Origin of the sequence: Pseudoalteromonas maris (assembly GCF_049257235.1) — a bacterium.
Taxonomy (GTDB): Bacteria; Pseudomonadota; Gammaproteobacteria; order Enterobacterales; family Alteromonadaceae; genus Pseudoalteromonas.
On the sequence record NZ_JBMMUF010000002.1, the window covers coordinates 291,624 to 307,304 of the forward strand.

At 46.0% G+C, this 15,681-nt stretch carries 10 protein-coding genes; 9 read left to right on the forward strand and 1 reads right to left on the reverse strand.

Going from position 1 to position 15,681, the window contains the following annotated elements; translation table 11 throughout:
* Positions 1-34 precede the first annotated feature (34 nt).
* The 5 genes from AAEU32_RS04335 to AAEU32_RS04355 all read left to right on the forward strand — a co-directional run bounded on the left by AAEU32_RS04335 (position 35) and on the right by AAEU32_RS04355 (position 9,162).
* Entirely contained in the window at positions 35-1,528 is a 1,494-nt protein-coding gene (locus tag AAEU32_RS04335) for a tryptophan halogenase family protein (RefSeq protein ID WP_421969296.1), read from the forward strand.
* Positions 1,528-3,342 carry a glycoside hydrolase family 13 protein gene (locus tag AAEU32_RS04340; protein WP_421969297.1) on the forward strand — a complete coding sequence of 605 codons (1,815 nt, stop codon included), beginning with the start codon at positions 1,528-1,530 and terminating at the stop codon, positions 3,340-3,342. Before AAEU32_RS04335 ends, AAEU32_RS04340 begins: the two co-directional genes overlap by 1 nt.
* A gap of 121 nt (positions 3,343-3,463) precedes the next feature.
* Entirely contained in the window at positions 3,464-5,275 is a 1,812-nt protein-coding gene (locus tag AAEU32_RS04345) for an alpha-amylase family glycosyl hydrolase (RefSeq protein ID WP_421969414.1), read from the forward strand.
* Positions 5,268-6,755 (forward strand): MFS transporter, encoded by a 1,488-nt coding sequence (locus tag AAEU32_RS04350; protein WP_421969298.1) that lies wholly within the window; start codon positions 5,268-5,270, stop codon positions 6,753-6,755. The genes AAEU32_RS04345 and AAEU32_RS04350 overlap by 8 nt, the downstream gene beginning before the upstream one ends.
* Positions 6,756-6,768: 13 nt before the next feature.
* On the forward strand, positions 6,769-9,162 hold the full coding sequence (locus AAEU32_RS04355; RefSeq protein WP_421969299.1) for a glycoside hydrolase family 15 protein: 2,394 nt from the start codon (positions 6,769-6,771) through the stop codon (positions 9,160-9,162).
* Between the two features lie 236 nt (positions 9,163-9,398).
* On the opposite strand, the gene AAEU32_RS04360 is transcribed toward AAEU32_RS04355, so the two are convergent.
* Entirely contained in the window at positions 9,399-10,424 is a 1,026-nt protein-coding gene (locus AAEU32_RS04360; RefSeq protein WP_421969300.1) for a LacI family DNA-binding transcriptional regulator, read from the reverse strand.
* A gap of 414 nt (positions 10,425-10,838) precedes the next feature.
* Here AAEU32_RS04360 and glk point away from each other — a divergent pair, with 414 nt between their 5' ends.
* The 4 genes from glk (at position 10,839) to eda (ending at position 15,681) form a co-directional block, all read left to right on the forward strand.
* A complete protein-coding gene (gene glk, locus AAEU32_RS04365; RefSeq protein WP_421969301.1) occupies positions 10,839-11,816 on the forward strand; it encodes a glucokinase in 978 nt (325 codons plus the stop codon).
* Between the two features lie 17 nt (positions 11,817-11,833).
* Positions 11,834-12,871: a LacI family DNA-binding transcriptional regulator gene (locus tag AAEU32_RS04370; RefSeq protein WP_421969302.1), complete on the forward strand. Its 1,038-nt coding sequence runs from the start codon at positions 11,834-11,836 to the stop codon at positions 12,869-12,871.
* A gap of 306 nt (positions 12,872-13,177) precedes the next feature.
* Positions 13,178-15,037: a phosphogluconate dehydratase gene (gene edd / locus AAEU32_RS04375; RefSeq protein WP_421969303.1), complete on the forward strand. Its 1,860-nt coding sequence runs from the start codon at positions 13,178-13,180 to the stop codon at positions 15,035-15,037.
* Positions 15,038-15,063: 26 nt separating this feature from the next.
* Complete coding sequence (eda, locus tag AAEU32_RS04380) at positions 15,064-15,681, forward strand: bifunctional 4-hydroxy-2-oxoglutarate aldolase/2-dehydro-3-deoxy-phosphogluconate aldolase (protein ID WP_421969304.1); 618 nt, start codon at positions 15,064-15,066, stop codon at positions 15,679-15,681.

Consider the following 15,681-nt stretch of genomic DNA (forward strand, 5'->3'; position numbering starts at 1 on the left):
TGATATTTCAAGGGCTTTTTCACAGGAGTAGCGGATGTCTGAAGTAAAAAATGTGGTTATCCTAGGCGGAGGCACAGCAGGGTGGCTAAGCGCTGCACTGATGGCCAAGTTACTGGGTTCACGTATCACTATCACCCTGATTGAATCCTCAAGTATCGGTACTGTTGGCGTAGGTGAAGCGACCATACCGCCAATTAAAGCATTTAATAATGCGTTGGGTATCGATGAAAAAACCATGATTACGCGCACCAATGCCACCATTAAACTGGGTATCGAGTTTGAAAACTGGGGGCAAATTGGTGAAAGCTACATGCATGCATTTGGCAATATCGGTAAAGCCTTTCCTTTTTGTGAATTCCACCATATTTATCATGCCGCGAAAGAAGCGGGTGAGGCACAGTCTTTGTGGGATTATTCTCTTAATCACAAAGCCGCTAAAGCTGGGCGTTTTGCGCCAACAAAAAATCTCACAGGTACACAGCTTCCAGGCACTGAACATGCCTATCATTTTGATGCGTCATTGTATGCTCAGCTGTTAGCAGAGCGCGCGCAGCATATGGGCGTGACCCGTGTTGATGCCAAAGTTGATAGCATAGAGCGAGCTCCCAACGGTGATATAACAAGTTTGAATCTTGATTCAGGTGAGCAAATCGCAGGCGACTTATTTATTGATTGCAGCGGGTTACGGGCACTATTAATTGAACAAACTTTGGGTGTTGGTTTTGAAGACTGGAGTCATTGGCTGCCATGCGACAGCGCTGTAGCAGTACAAAGTGAGCTACCACAAGACTACCAGCCGATACCCTACACCCGCTCAATTGCGCACTCGAGTGGGTGGCAGTGGCAAATACCATTGCAGCACCGTATGGGCAATGGCTTGGTTTATTGTTCTCGTTATATGAGTGATGAGCAAGCAAAAGCGACCTTACTCGATACTATCCCTGGGACAGCTATTAACGAGCCACGAGTAATTAAATTTAGAACTGGGCAGCGCCGTAAACAATGGCAAAACAATGTTGTTGCAATAGGCTTGAGCAGTGGTTTTCTCGAGCCATTAGAGTCAACCAGCATCCACCTTATTCAAACAGCCATTATTCGCTTAATTAAGCACTTCCCACACACCGGAATTTGTGACTCCACAGTCAGATCGTTTAATGATCAGTTCAGTACAGAGATGACGCAAATTCGTGATTTCATCATTCTTCATTACGTATTAAATCAGCGTGACGACAGCGATTTTTGGCGTCATTGCCAAAACATGGACATCCCCGAATCGCTCGCACACAAAATAGCGCTGTTTAAAGATACAGGCATGGTGTTTAGACACCAAGATGAGCTCTTTACTGAAATAGCATGGCAGCAGGTGATGTTAGGTCAAAACTGTTGGCCAACACAGCGCCACCCATTAGCTGAGCAGTTTAGTGATACTCAACGCCAAGAGTTACTCAGCAGTTTAAGCACGTTAATAGATAAAACAGTCTCGGGTATGCCAACGCACCAAGACTATATTGCGAAGATGAGACACTGATGCGCGCCTTAATTATTGCTCTAAGCCTGCTTATGCATCCTGTTTGTGCATTGGACGTAGCGCCAACACATTGGTGGGTTGGTATGAACAACCCAGTGGTACAGTTAATGGTCCATGAGCGTGACGTTGCTAATTCAGATTGGCAGCTTGTGCCTTATGAAGGTGTTGAACTGACCCGAGTGCACCATCTGCAAAGCCCGAACTATGTATTTTTAACACTGACGATCAGTGATAAGGCTCAAGCGGGTACATTGAATTTTAAAAGCAACCATGCACATACCTTTACATTCGATTTAAAGGAGCGCAAGCAAGGAAGTGCAATGCGCCGTGGTTTTGATAGCAATGATGTGGTGTATTTAATTAATCCTGATAGGTTCGCCAATGGCGACAGCAGCAATGATAACCACCCAGACATGGTCGAGACCGTAAAGCGCGATGCCAGAGATGGGCGTCGAGGTGGCGACCTTCAGGGCATTGTTGAGCGGCTTGATTATATTAAGGACATGGGGTTTACCCAAATTTGGTTAACGCCAGCACGAGAAAACAATATGGAACAAGGGTCTTACCATGGTTATGCCATGACAGATCTATACCGAATCGACCCGCGCATGGGCACCAATGAGCAATACCAAGAGTTTGTTGCGCAGGCAAATGCCAGAGACATGGGTGTGATTATGGATATGGTGCCTAATCATATCGGCGTAAATCATCCATGGATGAGTGATTTGCCCAGTAGTGATTGGATTAATAATAATGGTGAGTTTGTCGCAAACAATCATCGCCGCCAAACGGTCATGGACCCCCATGTCAGTGACATTGACCGTTTTCATTTCAATGATGCGTGGTTTGTGCCAAGTATGCCAGATCTCAATCAGCGCATTCCTGAGCTGAGTACCTACCTGATTCAAAATAGTATTTGGTGGGTTGAGTTTGCAGGGCTCAGTGGTATTCGTATCGACACCAACTCTTATTCAGATAAGGCATTTATGGCGCGCTGGAGCCAAGCCGTCATGGATGAATACCCGCAGTTCAATATGGTGGGTGAAGAGTGGACCGAAAACGCGGGGATTGTTGCCTACTGGCAGAGTGGCAAAAAGAATATGGATGGCTATGAAAGTCATATCAAATCCATGATGGACTTCCCATTACAAAGTGCATTGGTGAAAGCATTAAATGAACCCGCTGGCTGGCATACAGGGTGGGCGCATGTGTATCAAAGCCTAGGGAATGATTTCATGTATGCCAACCCTCAGTCGTTACTTATCTTTGCAGATAACCATGATATGAGCCGCATTTATTCACAGCTTGGACAAAGCGTTAAAAAGACTAAATTGGCTATGGCGTTGATTTTGACCACCCGAGGTATACCTCAGGTGTATTATGGCACGGAGATATTACTCAACAACACGCCATCGAATGAACACGGCGACATTAGAATAGAGTTCCCAGGTGGTTTTGAAGACCATCAACACGATGCACGAACAGGTAAAGGGTTATTGCCTGAGCAAGTGCAAATGCAAGCATACGTGCGCACCTTGTTGCGCATCCGTAAAGCGCATCCCGCTTTGAGGCGTGGATCGTTGATGCATTTTGTGCCAGACGAAGACATCTATGTGTATGTGCGTGAATACGAGCAGCAAAAAGTGTTAGTGGTGTTAAATAAAGGCAAAGCACGAACGATTGATCTCAAACGCTATGCGCAGGCCATTGGCCAAGCGCAGTGGGCAACCAATCTTATGGGCAACACTAAAGTTGAACTCAAAGCGCAACTTCAAGTGCCAGCTGAACAAGCGCTTATATTGGCGCTGCAATGATGTGAATACGTATGCACGCCATACCCAACTGGCACAAGAGCACGTAGTATTTTTGTGATAATAAAAGAATAAAGTAAGTGACCAAATGTTAAACAACACGTTGAAAATATCTTTAGTAGCGATGTCACTGAGCGTTACGTTGAGCGCCTGTGGTGACAAATCAACGCCGCCTGCAACATCATCTGAGCAGCAAGTAGAGCAACTGCCTGCGGTATCAGCGCATACACAAAAGCCTGTTGTGTATCAGGTATTCACTCGTCTTTTTGGCAACACCAACACCACCAATGAACCGTGGGGCACGATGCAGCAAAATGGGGTGGGTAAATTTGCTGATTTCAATGACGCAGCGCTCAAGGGGATCAAGGAGTTGGGGGTCACCCATATTTGGTATACTGGCGTTCTACACCACGCGACTGTGACCGATTACAGTGATTTTGATTTGCCCGGTGATGACCCTGATGTTGTCAAAGGGCGTGCTGGCTCACCCTATGCGATAAAAGACTATTACAACGTTAATCCTGACCTCGCATCAAAGCCAGCAGATCGCCTCAGTGAATTTGAAGCGCTCATCGATCGCACACACAAACATGGTATGAAAGTGGTCATTGATATTGTCCCAAACCATGTCGCCCGTGATTATCAATCGTTAAGCAAACCAGAAGGTGTACAGGACTTCGGTGCCAATGATGACACCTCGGTTGAATATAAACGAGATAATAATTTTTACTATGTTGTTGGCGAGGATTTTGTCGTTCCAAGCGACGAGAACTACCAAGTTTTAGGCGGGGATGCGCATCCTCTTGCAGATGGAAAGTTTGCAGAAAGTCCTGCTAAATGGACAGGCAACGGAGCGCGTACTGCGCAACCAGACATTAATGATTGGTACGAGACCGTTAAAGTAAATTATGGCGTAAAACCCGACGGTAGCTATGACTTCCCGCGCTTACCAGAGAATTATGAGCATCTTGGATACCAAGCTCATTATGAATTTTGGCAAGACAAAGACTTGCCAGATAGTTGGTACAAGTTTCGAGATATTACCCAGTATTGGTTGAGTAAAGGGGTCGATGGTTTTCGCTATGATATGGCTGAAATGGTGCCAGTTGAGTTTTGGAGTTTTCTAAATTCTGCTATCAAAATGGCCAACCCTGACGCATTTTTGTTAGCAGAAGTGTATAACCCGTCTTTGTATCGCCCTTATATTCATAAAGGAAAGATGGATTACCTGTACGATAAAGTTGGTTTTTATGACGCACTAAAAGGCGTTATACAAGGCAAATTACCCGCAACAGAGGCGTTGAACACCCACAAGCAGGTGTTAGATATTGAGCAACACATGCTGCACTTCCTCGAAAATCATGATGAACAACGACTAGCTAGTGCAGAGTTTGCTGCTGACATGAACTGGGGTAAGCCTGCGATGACCGTTTCAACACTGGTCGGGCGCTCGCCAACGATGATTTATTTTGGCCAAACGGTGGGCGAAGATGGCTCTGAAGAGCCAGGCTTTGGAGACCCAACGCGTACCAGTATTTTTGATTACATTGGCGTGCCAGCTCATCAGGCGTGGATGAATGACGGCAAATTTGACGGCGGCCAGCTCAGTGATGAGCAGCGTAATTTACGAGCGTTTTATACTGCCCTGATGCAATTAAACACCTTGCCAAGCGTTGTTGGCGGTCAATTTATTGAACTTGATAATTCAGCGCCTGAACAGGTGATCAGTTTCGCCCGTCAACTTGGTGAACAACGCATTGTTGTAGTTGCTAATTTTGCACCGCACGCCACCACAGTAGCTGTAAATGTTAAACATGCCTACGCAGGCACAGTATTACTTGGTGAACAACCACAATTTCACGAACACACAATGACACTAAATTTGCCTTATCAAGGGGTCAGTGTGGTCATGTTGGGAGTTAATAACAATGAATAATGAAAGACCGAATCTAAGTTTCTGGCAAATATGGAATATGTGCTTTGGGTTTATGGGCATTCAGTTTGGTTTTGCGTTGCAAAACGCTAATGTGAGCCGTATTTTCCAAACCTTGGGCGCGAATATCGATGATATTCCTATTTTGTGGGTCGCAGCGCCTTTAACAGGCTTAATTATACAGCCTATTATTGGTTATATGAGTGATAATACGTGGGGCCGATTAGGGCGTCGCCGTCCGTACTTCTTCTACGGGGCCATTGTTACTACGGCAGCCTTGTTTATCATGCCAAACTCGCCAACATTGTGGGTAGCCGCAGGTATGCTGTGGATCATGGATGCTTCTATAAACGTCACAATGGAGCCGTTTAGAGCGTTGGTGGGGGATAACCTGCCCAACAAACAGCGTGCACTGGGATATTCTTTGCAAAGCTTCTTTATCGGCGTCGGTGCAGTGGTGGCTTCTAGTTTGCCTTGGATGTTAGCAAACTGGTTTGATGTCAGTAATACCGCAGCACCTGGGGTGATCCCACAGTCAGTTCAGTATGCATTTTATATGGGTGGTGCATTCTTGCTTGTGTGTGTGATGTGGACGGTGTTTACCACAAAAGAATACACTCCAGAACAATTGGCGCAATTTGATGGCGTACAAGAGCAGGATTCACAAAACACACAAACAGCGCCCATCAACTTTGGCCGCACCATGACCATAAGTGGTGCCATAGGTATTGCAATTATTGCCATTGTTAGCGGATTTTCTTTAGAGAAAGAGCTGTATTTATTGGGCGCAGGCTTAGTTGCATTTGCACTTTTGCAAGCTGTAGCAATGTGGCAGCAAGGCAAAAACTTCACCAACAATGGCTTTTATTCTGTGGTCTATGACGTTTTCACTATGCCAAATACCATGCGTCAGTTGGCATGGGTGCAGTTTTTTAGTTGGTTTTCTTTATTTGCAATGTGGATATACACCACCGCAGCGGTAACAAGCTTTCACTACGGTACTTTGGATGTGACATCAAAGGCATACAATGATGGCGCCGATTGGGTGGGCGTGTTGTTTGCTGCATATAATGGTTTTGCCGCACTCGCAGCGTTGATTATTCCAATCATGGTGAGGCGTCTCGGTATTCGAGTTGCGCACGCACTTAACTTGATTTTGGGTGCGGGAGCCCTTGTTAGCTTCCTATTTATTAGCGACCCAAGGTGGCTAATGCTGCCAATGGTCGGCATCGGCTTTGCGTGGGCGTCTATTTTGTCTTTGCCTTATGCCATGCTCTCGACGTCGCTCGCAAGTGCGAAAATGGGTGTGTATATGGGCATATTTAATTTCTTTATCGTTATTCCACAGCTACTTGCTGCCAGTATCTTGGGCCTTATTCTCAAACACGTATTCGCCAATCAGCCTATTTACGCATTAGTGATTGGTGGTGTGTCTTTTGTGCTCGGTGCCATAGCGGTAAGTCGTGTAAAACTATTGAATTAATTAGGGGAACATCATGAAAGGATTAAACACTCTTGCAGCAGCAATGATAGCAGCAGGGTTAGTGGGCTGTAACAGTGCTGAGCAAAGTGCAAATGAGGTAATCGCACCGGGTGCTCCTGGGTCAACGCCATATTGGGCGTATTCAGGTAAAACGGGCATTGGTACATCTTATGAAAGTTATAGCCAAGGTGTTTATTCAGATACGAGCACGACAGGTACCGTATCTAAGGTGTGGTTCTCACTGGCTAAAGGGATGATCACGGAAACCATGTTCGGGCTTATTCACCAAGCGCAAATTCGCGACATGCAATTTATCGTTACTGGGCCTGATTTTGTTGTTGCTGAACAACAAGGATTAAAAAACACCGTTGAATACATCGATACCGATGAACAAGGTCGCCCGCAATCGCTAGCTTATCGTGTCACAAGTGAAGATGAGCAAGGCCGATTTAGTATCATAAAAGATGTATTTACCGACCCTGATGCACAATCTCTGATGGTGAGAGTGCGCTTTGAGGCAAATCAACCAGGTCTCACGGCACATGTTCAGGTTAACCCGTATGTAAACAATGATGGTTTGAATGACAGTGCAAAAGTGTCTGGCAGTGCGCTGGTCGCATCAAGTGCTGCAAAGCATCATCTAGCGTTGCAAAGTAACAAAGCGCTGATGCAACCTTCGGTGGGTTTCTTTGGTGCAAGTGACCGCCTAACTCAGTTAACAAAAGACGGAACGTTCACTGCGTACAACAGCACAGGTGAGCAAACCGGTAATGTCACTTTCAGTGCAACGCTTGGCGATATAGGTAAAGACAGCGAGTTTGATTTAGTGCTGAGCTATGGTGAAACTGAGCGCCAAGCTATTGATGAAGGACAAAAAACACTTGCTAAAGGCTACGAGCAGGTGCTCTCGCACTTCAATGGTGAGGGGGAGCATATTGGTTGGCAAGATTACCTTCAAAGCCTAAGCATAGACCAGTTATATTCAGCTTCTGCGGATAATGGCAAGCTATTAAATGCCAGCGCCTTGGTACTCAAAGCGCAGGAAGATAAAACCCATGCAGGTGCGTTGATTGCGTCACTGTCGAACCCATGGGGTGACACAGTGAAGGCAGAAAAGGGGCACACAGGCTATAAAGCAGTTTGGGTACGCGACTTTTACCAAGTCGCCATGGCGTTTTTGGCTATGGGTGACAGTGAAACTGCCAAAGCGGCATTTAATTATTTGCCAAAAGTACAAGTGCGCAGCAACACGCCTGGAAACCAAGGTGACAGTGGCTGGTTTTTGCAAAAGACTCATGTGGATGGCGAGTTAGAATGGGTAGGTGTACAGCTAGACCAAACAGCTATGCCAATTATGTTGGCGTGGAAGCTCTACCAAGCACAAGTGTTATCAAAAGAAGAGTTAACGCAGTGGTATGGTGACATGCTCAAGCCTGCTGCTGACTTCTTAGTTGACGGTGGCCTGGCGAAAATTCTTTGGAACGACACGCACATTACCCCACCAATGACACAGCAAGAACGCTGGGAAGAGCAGGCGGGATATTCCCCGTCAACAACCGCAGCAATTATCGCGGGTTTGATCAGTGCCTCCGAAATCGCACGATTAAGTGGTGATGAGAGCAATGCAAATCGTTACTTAGCCGTGGCGAAAAAGTACAACCAAGATGTTGAATCTTTGATGTTTACAACCAAAGGCACATTGAAAGGCGAGCATGCTGACGGTCAGTATTTTGTGCGTATTGCACAGGATAATAATACCAACGGCGACACCAAGCTGGCAGATAACAATGGCCGAGTGGGGCTAGACAAAAAACTTATTCTTGATGGTGGTTTCTTAGAATTGGTTCGCTATGGTGTACGTCCAGCAAACAGCGATGCAGTAGTTGCGTCAATCCCTGAGTATGATGATGAAACCTTAGCTGAGAATTTGCGCGTAAAATACACCTTCAAAGATGCCCAAGGCGAATCATTCCCAGGGTGGCGACGTTACGGCAACGATGGCTATGGTGAAGATGAAGTTCGCGGTACCAACTATGCTGAAGGTGGCGCTAATACCGATGGGCAACGCGGTCGGGTGTGGCCATTCTTTACGGGCGAACGTGGACACTATGAAATTGCCGCAGCGAAATCACTGTCAGGTGAAACTGCGCAGCAAAAATTTGCTGATATCAAACATCAATATGTACGCGGCATGGAGAGCTTTGCTAATAAGGGCATGATGCTTCCAGAGCAAGTGTGGGATGGTGTGGGTGTGAATCCATTTGGCTACGAGATGGGCCAAGGCACTAACTCAGCAACACCTCTGGCTTGGACGCACGCAGAATACGTCAAATTATTGCGCTCTTTGAACGACAAAGCTGTATGGGATCATTACCCACTGGTTGAGCAAAAGCTAACGCAAAAATAACGCATTGGAGGCGTAATAATGGATCTAAAAAAGCCGCTAACTTTCATTAGCGGCTTTTTTATTATACCGATCAGCATAAATATGTGAGCATAAATAGCGCTGGATAAATGATGTGCTAACAAGGCAAAATTTTTTATATGTAGTTATTCTACAAAGAAAAATTTTAACAACGTGAGCACGATATTTAGCCCGCTAGAATGATTAGCTATTTAAGTTTATTAGTATAACTTAATTCACTATTTACTCGATTGCCTAACAATCAGTTGTGGTGGCAACACAGCGCTTTGGACATCAACCTCTTCATCTGCAATCAGGCTAAGCAAGTTTGACACTAACATTTGACCGGCAAGAGTGGTGTTTTGAGCAACAGTAGACAGCGGTGGGGTGCAATAGCGTGCGACTGAGATATCATCAAAGCCGACAACAGATACATCATGAGGAACACGCAAACCTGACTCTTGTAGCGCGCGGATAGCGCCAATTGCTATTAAATCACTGGCAGCAAATAACGCATTGAAGGTGATGTTGTTAGCCAGCAGTGATTTGGTCGCCTGATAGCCTGATTCTTCAGTAGAGATAGCAGTCGCCATTTTACGTTCACTGACGTGCGCACCATGTTCTTGTAGGCGTGCTTCAAAGCCATTAAAACGGGCACTGAACTCTGGAGAGTGATGCGACGCATCGCCAATAAACGCACAATCTTTTCGTCCCAGTTCAATAAAGTGATCGGCGACCAATGCGCCGCCATGGCTGTTGTTACAGCTAACAGTTAACTCAGGGCGTCCATCAACATTGGCTCCCCAACAGACAAACTTTGTATCACTGTCTAATAGGCGTTGGAATTTACTTTGGTAATCAACATAGTCGCCATAGCCGAGCAGGATAATACCGTCTGCGCGATGGCTGTCGGCGTAGTCTGCGCTCCAGTCATTACTCGACGATTGAAATGAAACCAGTAAATCATATCCCTCCTTAGCGCATGCCCGAGTTATTGATCCCAACATTGATAAGAAGAACGGATTAATTTGTGATTCGTCGGTCGTAGGGTCTTCAAATAACAACACCGCAAGGGTAGAGCTTTGTTGCGCGCGCAGGTTGCTGGCATTTTTATCTACCTTGTAGTTGAGCTTGCGAGCCACTTCCGCCACACGACGTCTGGTTTCTTCATTGACCAAAGGGCTGCCACGCAATGCACGTGAAACTGTCGACTGTGAAACCCCCGCGTAGTGGGCGATATCAAAAGACGTGGCTTTACCTTTCATTTACTTCCTCAAAGCGATTGTGACACTGCGGCAGGGGTAGTGTGCCGCAGTGTCTTAATTTCTAATTGCCATGTTATCTTTTATTTTCAGAGTTATGGATAAAATTTATAGGCAAATTAGCAATAAATTAGTCGTGTTTTTAAAAAAATTTATTGATTCAACGCTGACACCGGTGTCATAATGTCGGCGTTTTATCATTTTGTTGTCACAAAACGGTTTGGCTGCCCACTGCCTGGGCAGCATTTTTTTCAGTAGCGTGAAAAATCAAACTGCAAACTAAACTAATAAGTTTATGCCTAATAAGTCAATGATCACAGAGTGAAGTTGTACCATTGTTGATTAACAGCACATAAGGCGTAAATCAAAAAGAGAATAAACACAATGAGCTCAACAAGTACACTTGGAGGTAACAAGATGGATTTTGCACCAATTTTAGTCGCTGATATTGGCGGTACGAATGCTCGTTTTGCGTTAGTCACAAATTACTGCAAAACCGACAATGCGTTTGTGATTGAACATCAGCATACCTTTCCTAGCTGTGACTTTAAGTCTTTTGAAGACGCTGTTGACGCTTATCTATCTCATATTAACCTGCCTCAAATTGTTCGTGCGTGTCTTGCTGTAGCTGGCCCGATTAAAGGCGAAGAAGTGATGCTGACCAATCTAGGTTGGCAATTCAATGTCTCGACCTTAAAAGCGCGTTTTGGTTTTGAAAATCTTGAAGTAATTAATGACTTCGCAGCATTTGCTTATGCGGCTCCGTATTTAAACGAAACTGACAATGTGTGCGTAAAGCAAGGTATTGCACAGCCGCATTCTAATATTGCTGTGTTTGGTCCTGGCACTGGTTTCGGTGCGGCATGTTTGGCTCGTTCGCAAGGCAAGCAGGCTGTAATGAGTTGTGAAGCTGGGCACATTAGCCTAGCGCCAGTCACGGAGCTTGATCGTCAGCTGCATAATGTTTTGCGTGAAGACCTTCAGCACGTGTCTGTGGAGAATGTATTCGCAGGTCCTGGCATTGCTCGCCTATACAGAGCAATGGCAAAAGTGCAGGGGCGTGAAGTTGCCGATATTGATGCGGCGCAAATTGCCGCTTTGGCGCAAAACAAGCAATGTATCGTTGCCGAGCAGACGCTTAATCATTTTTGTGATTGGTTAGGCAGTGTTGCTGGTGATATTGCGCTAAGCTTTGGTGCATTAGGCGGTGTTTATATCGGTGGAGGCATTTTGCCACGTATGCAAGACAGATTGCTTAATAGTCGATTTAATGAGCGTTTTATTGCCAAAGGCGTCATGTCGCAGTATAACAATCAAATCCCTGTGACTTTAGTGCGTCAAGAACATATCCCTTTCATTGGTGCAGCAGCGTGTATCCATCAGGGAAATGACTAAGGAATAACCGGCAAAACATGAAAAAGATAACTATAAATAGTGTTGCCGCATACGCTGGTGTATCGAAAAAAACCGTCTCACGAGTGCTCAATAACGAGCCAAATGTTAGCGATGCGACTCGTGAGAAAGTGCTCACAGCGTTTAAAGAACTAGACTATACTCCCAATCCGATTGCCCGAGGCTTGGCCCGCAATCGCAGCTTTATTATTGGCTGTTTATACGATAATCCATCCAAGAGCTACATTACGCGCCTGCAAAGTGGGGCGCTGAGTGCATGTCATGAGCATGGCTTCAACTTGCTGATCCACCCGTGTGAACTCAGAGGCGAAGCGCTCATAGAGAATATTGAACAGTTATTACAAACATCGCGTTTAGATGGTTTAATTTTAACACCACCGTTTTCAGATCATGCAGACCTTGTTGCTTTCTTGCGCGCCAAGCACATTCCAATTGCGCGCGTGGCATCAGTGAAACTCGATGACCCATCTATTTCAGTAAAAAGCAATGACGAGCAGGGTGCCTATGAAATCACCGAACTTTTAATCAAGTTGGGGCACAAAGATATCGCCTTTATTAAAGGCCACCCAGATCACAGCGCCACAGAGCAACGTTTTAATGGTTATCAACGTGCGCTTGAAGACAACAGTATTGCCTATCAAGAACGTTTGGTTGCAGAGGGTAACTTCTCCTATCACTCGGGTGCAGACAGTGCTGAAACAATTCTTCACCTTGATCCTATGCCTACCGCCGTGTTTGCGTCCAATGACTACATGGCGGCAGCGGTACTAAAATCTGCGACGCAAATGAACCTCAAGGTGCCAGATGATATCTCTATCGCTGGCTTCGATAATGCACCTATTGCTCGTCACATCTGGCCCGGCTTGACGACGATTGCTCAGCCGGTTGAGGAGATGACACGCTTAGCCGTGAGCCACCTCATTGAACAAATAAATGCGACCGATGTACAAGACGATGACGAGCCAAAAGAGCCAGTTCATATAACATTAGAAGCAGAACTTATCACCAGAGAGTCTACCGCGCCTCCCAAGCGCTAGCACTTATCAATCCCAAATTGCCTATTTAAAACCAATACCTTAGTTCTACTGGGTGTTGGTTTTTTGTTTTTATTACGTAAATAACTCGCAACTTTATTTTTTTATACTAAATTTATTGAAAGGGTTGACACCGGTGTCAAAGGTGTGAGTTAATGACCCTGACACCGGTGTCAGCTTGGTTGTGAGAGACAAGTTGGCAGCGTACCTTTGAACGGGTAAATCAAAGCTGCTCGGTACTTCAGTACGTCGGAGTCTGTACTGAAGTGCTGAGCCTTTTATCCACTAACGGCAAGAAAGAGCAGAATTATGTTGCATCCGCGTATACAAGAAGTGACCGAACGAGTAATCGAACGAAGTAAAGCAAGTCGTCAGGCATACCTAGCCAGAATGAACGAAGCAAAGTCACAAGAGCGCGTTCGCGCGGGGATCGGGTGCGGCAACCTAGCCCATGTAATGGCTGCATGTAGTAGCGACGATAAAGCCCGCTTAAGCGGCGACGAAAAACCAAACCTCGCTATCATCAACTCATACAATGACATGCTATCAGCGCATGTGCCTTACAAAGAATATCCAGATTTTATTAAGCAAATCGCCACTAAATTCGACGCAACTGCACAAGTTGCAGGTGGTGTTCCTGCGATGTGTGATGGTGTAACTCAAGGCCGTGATGGCATGGACTTATCACTATTCTCACGTGACGTTATCGCCATGTCTACCGCTGTTGCTTTATCACACGACGTGTTCGACGGTGTGTTTTGTCTTGGCGTGTGTGACAAAATTGTTCCAGGACTTGTGATTGGCGCATTGTCATTTGGTCATTTACCGGTCTATTTCCTACCTGCAGGTCCGATGCCATCAGGTATTCCAAACAAAGAAAAAGCACGTGTTCGTCAAAAGTTTGCGCAGGGCTTAGTGAGTCGTGAAGAGTTACTACAAGCAGAAAGCGCATCGTACCACAGTGCTGGCACATGTACTTTCTACGGTACCGCAAATTCTAACCAAATGCTGATGGAAATCATGGGCTTGCATCTACCTGGTAGCTCATTCATTAATCCATACACTGAACTTCGCGACGGCCTGACTGCCCATGCAGTAGAGACCATGCTCAAGCAATTGATTGACACTAAAGACGCCGTGCCTATGTGTGAAGTTGTGAGCGAAAAAACCATCATCAATGGTTTGGTTGGCTTGCTTGCTACCGGTGGCTCAACAAACCACGCTATTCACTTAGTGGCAATGGCTAAAGCGGCAGGTGTAGAACTGACGTGGAAAGATATGTCTGACTTGTCAGAGGTAGTGCCACTGTTGACGCGCATCTATCCAAATGGGTCAGCGGATGTAAACCACTTCCAAGCAGCGGGTGGTATGGGCTTTTTGATGAAGCAACTGTTGGAAAAAGGCTTATTACACAACGATGTGAAGACCATCCTTGGCGAAGGTTTACAAGCCTACACCACTGAACCGCGTTTGGACAAAGATGTAAACCTGATTGTGTCTGACAGTACAGGTCCTAGCAAAGTGAAGTGGGTTGCATGTGCAGAAAAATCGCATGATGAGGAAGTTCTGCGCCCAGCAGATAATCCATTTAACCGCAGCGGTGGCTTGCAGTTACTTACAGGTAACTTAGGCAAAGCCGTTATTAAAGTGTCTGCGGTACAGCCAGAGCACCAAGTTGTCAGTGCACCAGCGAAAGTGTTTTCTGATCAAGCAAGCTTACAAGCAGCGTTTGGTCGCGGTGAACTGAATCAAGATTTTATCGCAGTCATCAAAGAGCAAGGCCCTAAAGCTAAGGGTATGCCAGAGTTGCATAAGCTTACGCCAGTGATGGCTACCTTGCAGGATCAGGGATACAAAGTAGCCATTGTGACCGACGGTCGTATGTCTGGTGCCTCAGGTAAGGTTCCAGCGGCTATCCACCTTGCTCCAGAAGCAGTTGAAGGTGGCCTTATCGCAAAAATCCATGAAGGTGATTTGATCACTCTTGATGCGCCAAATGGTGTATTAAAATTACACGTCAGTGATGAAGAGCTGGCGAAGCGCGATTTAGAAATAGTTCACACAGGCGCGACATTCGGCACTGGTCGAGAGTTGTTCGCTGGTTTTAGAAATACAGTAAGCAGTGCTGATTTAGGTGCGAGTGCATTTGCACCAGCCTACGAACAATAAAACGCACTGGGATTGAGGAATTCATCATGTCTATCGAACAGATTTTAACGTCAGCACCTGTTGTACCCGTGGTTGTTATTGACCGCCTAGAAGACGCTGAGCCTTTAGCTAAAGCATTATACAACGGTGGCTTACGTGCCTTAGAAATCACGTTGCGTACACCCGTAGCAGCCGAAGCTGTGAAAATTATGAAACAGGCAGTTCCACAGGCGTATGTAGGTACTGGCACTGTTATCGACAAAGCGACGTTCGACGCATCAATCGAATGTGGAGCTGACTTTATGGTTAGCCCAGGTGTAAATGACGAACTTTTGGCTCTGGCAAGCCAAACAGATACCCCTTTCTTGCCCGGAGCGGCCACGCCAAGCGAAGTAATGAGGCTCGCGGAGCGTGGCTTCTCTTTTTTGAAGTTTTTCCCAGCGGCCGCAGCAGGTGGACCTGCAATGCTTAAGTCGATTGGGGGACCATTGCCGGGTGTTAAATTCTGTCCAACAGGCGGGATCAGCTTAGAAACAGCACCTCAGTACCTTGCCCTAAATAACGTTGTGTGTGTGGGTGGTACGTGGATGCTAGATAAAACATTGATAGATAATCAGGACTGGCAAGCTATTGAGCAGCTCGCACGTCAAGCCAGCCAACTATAG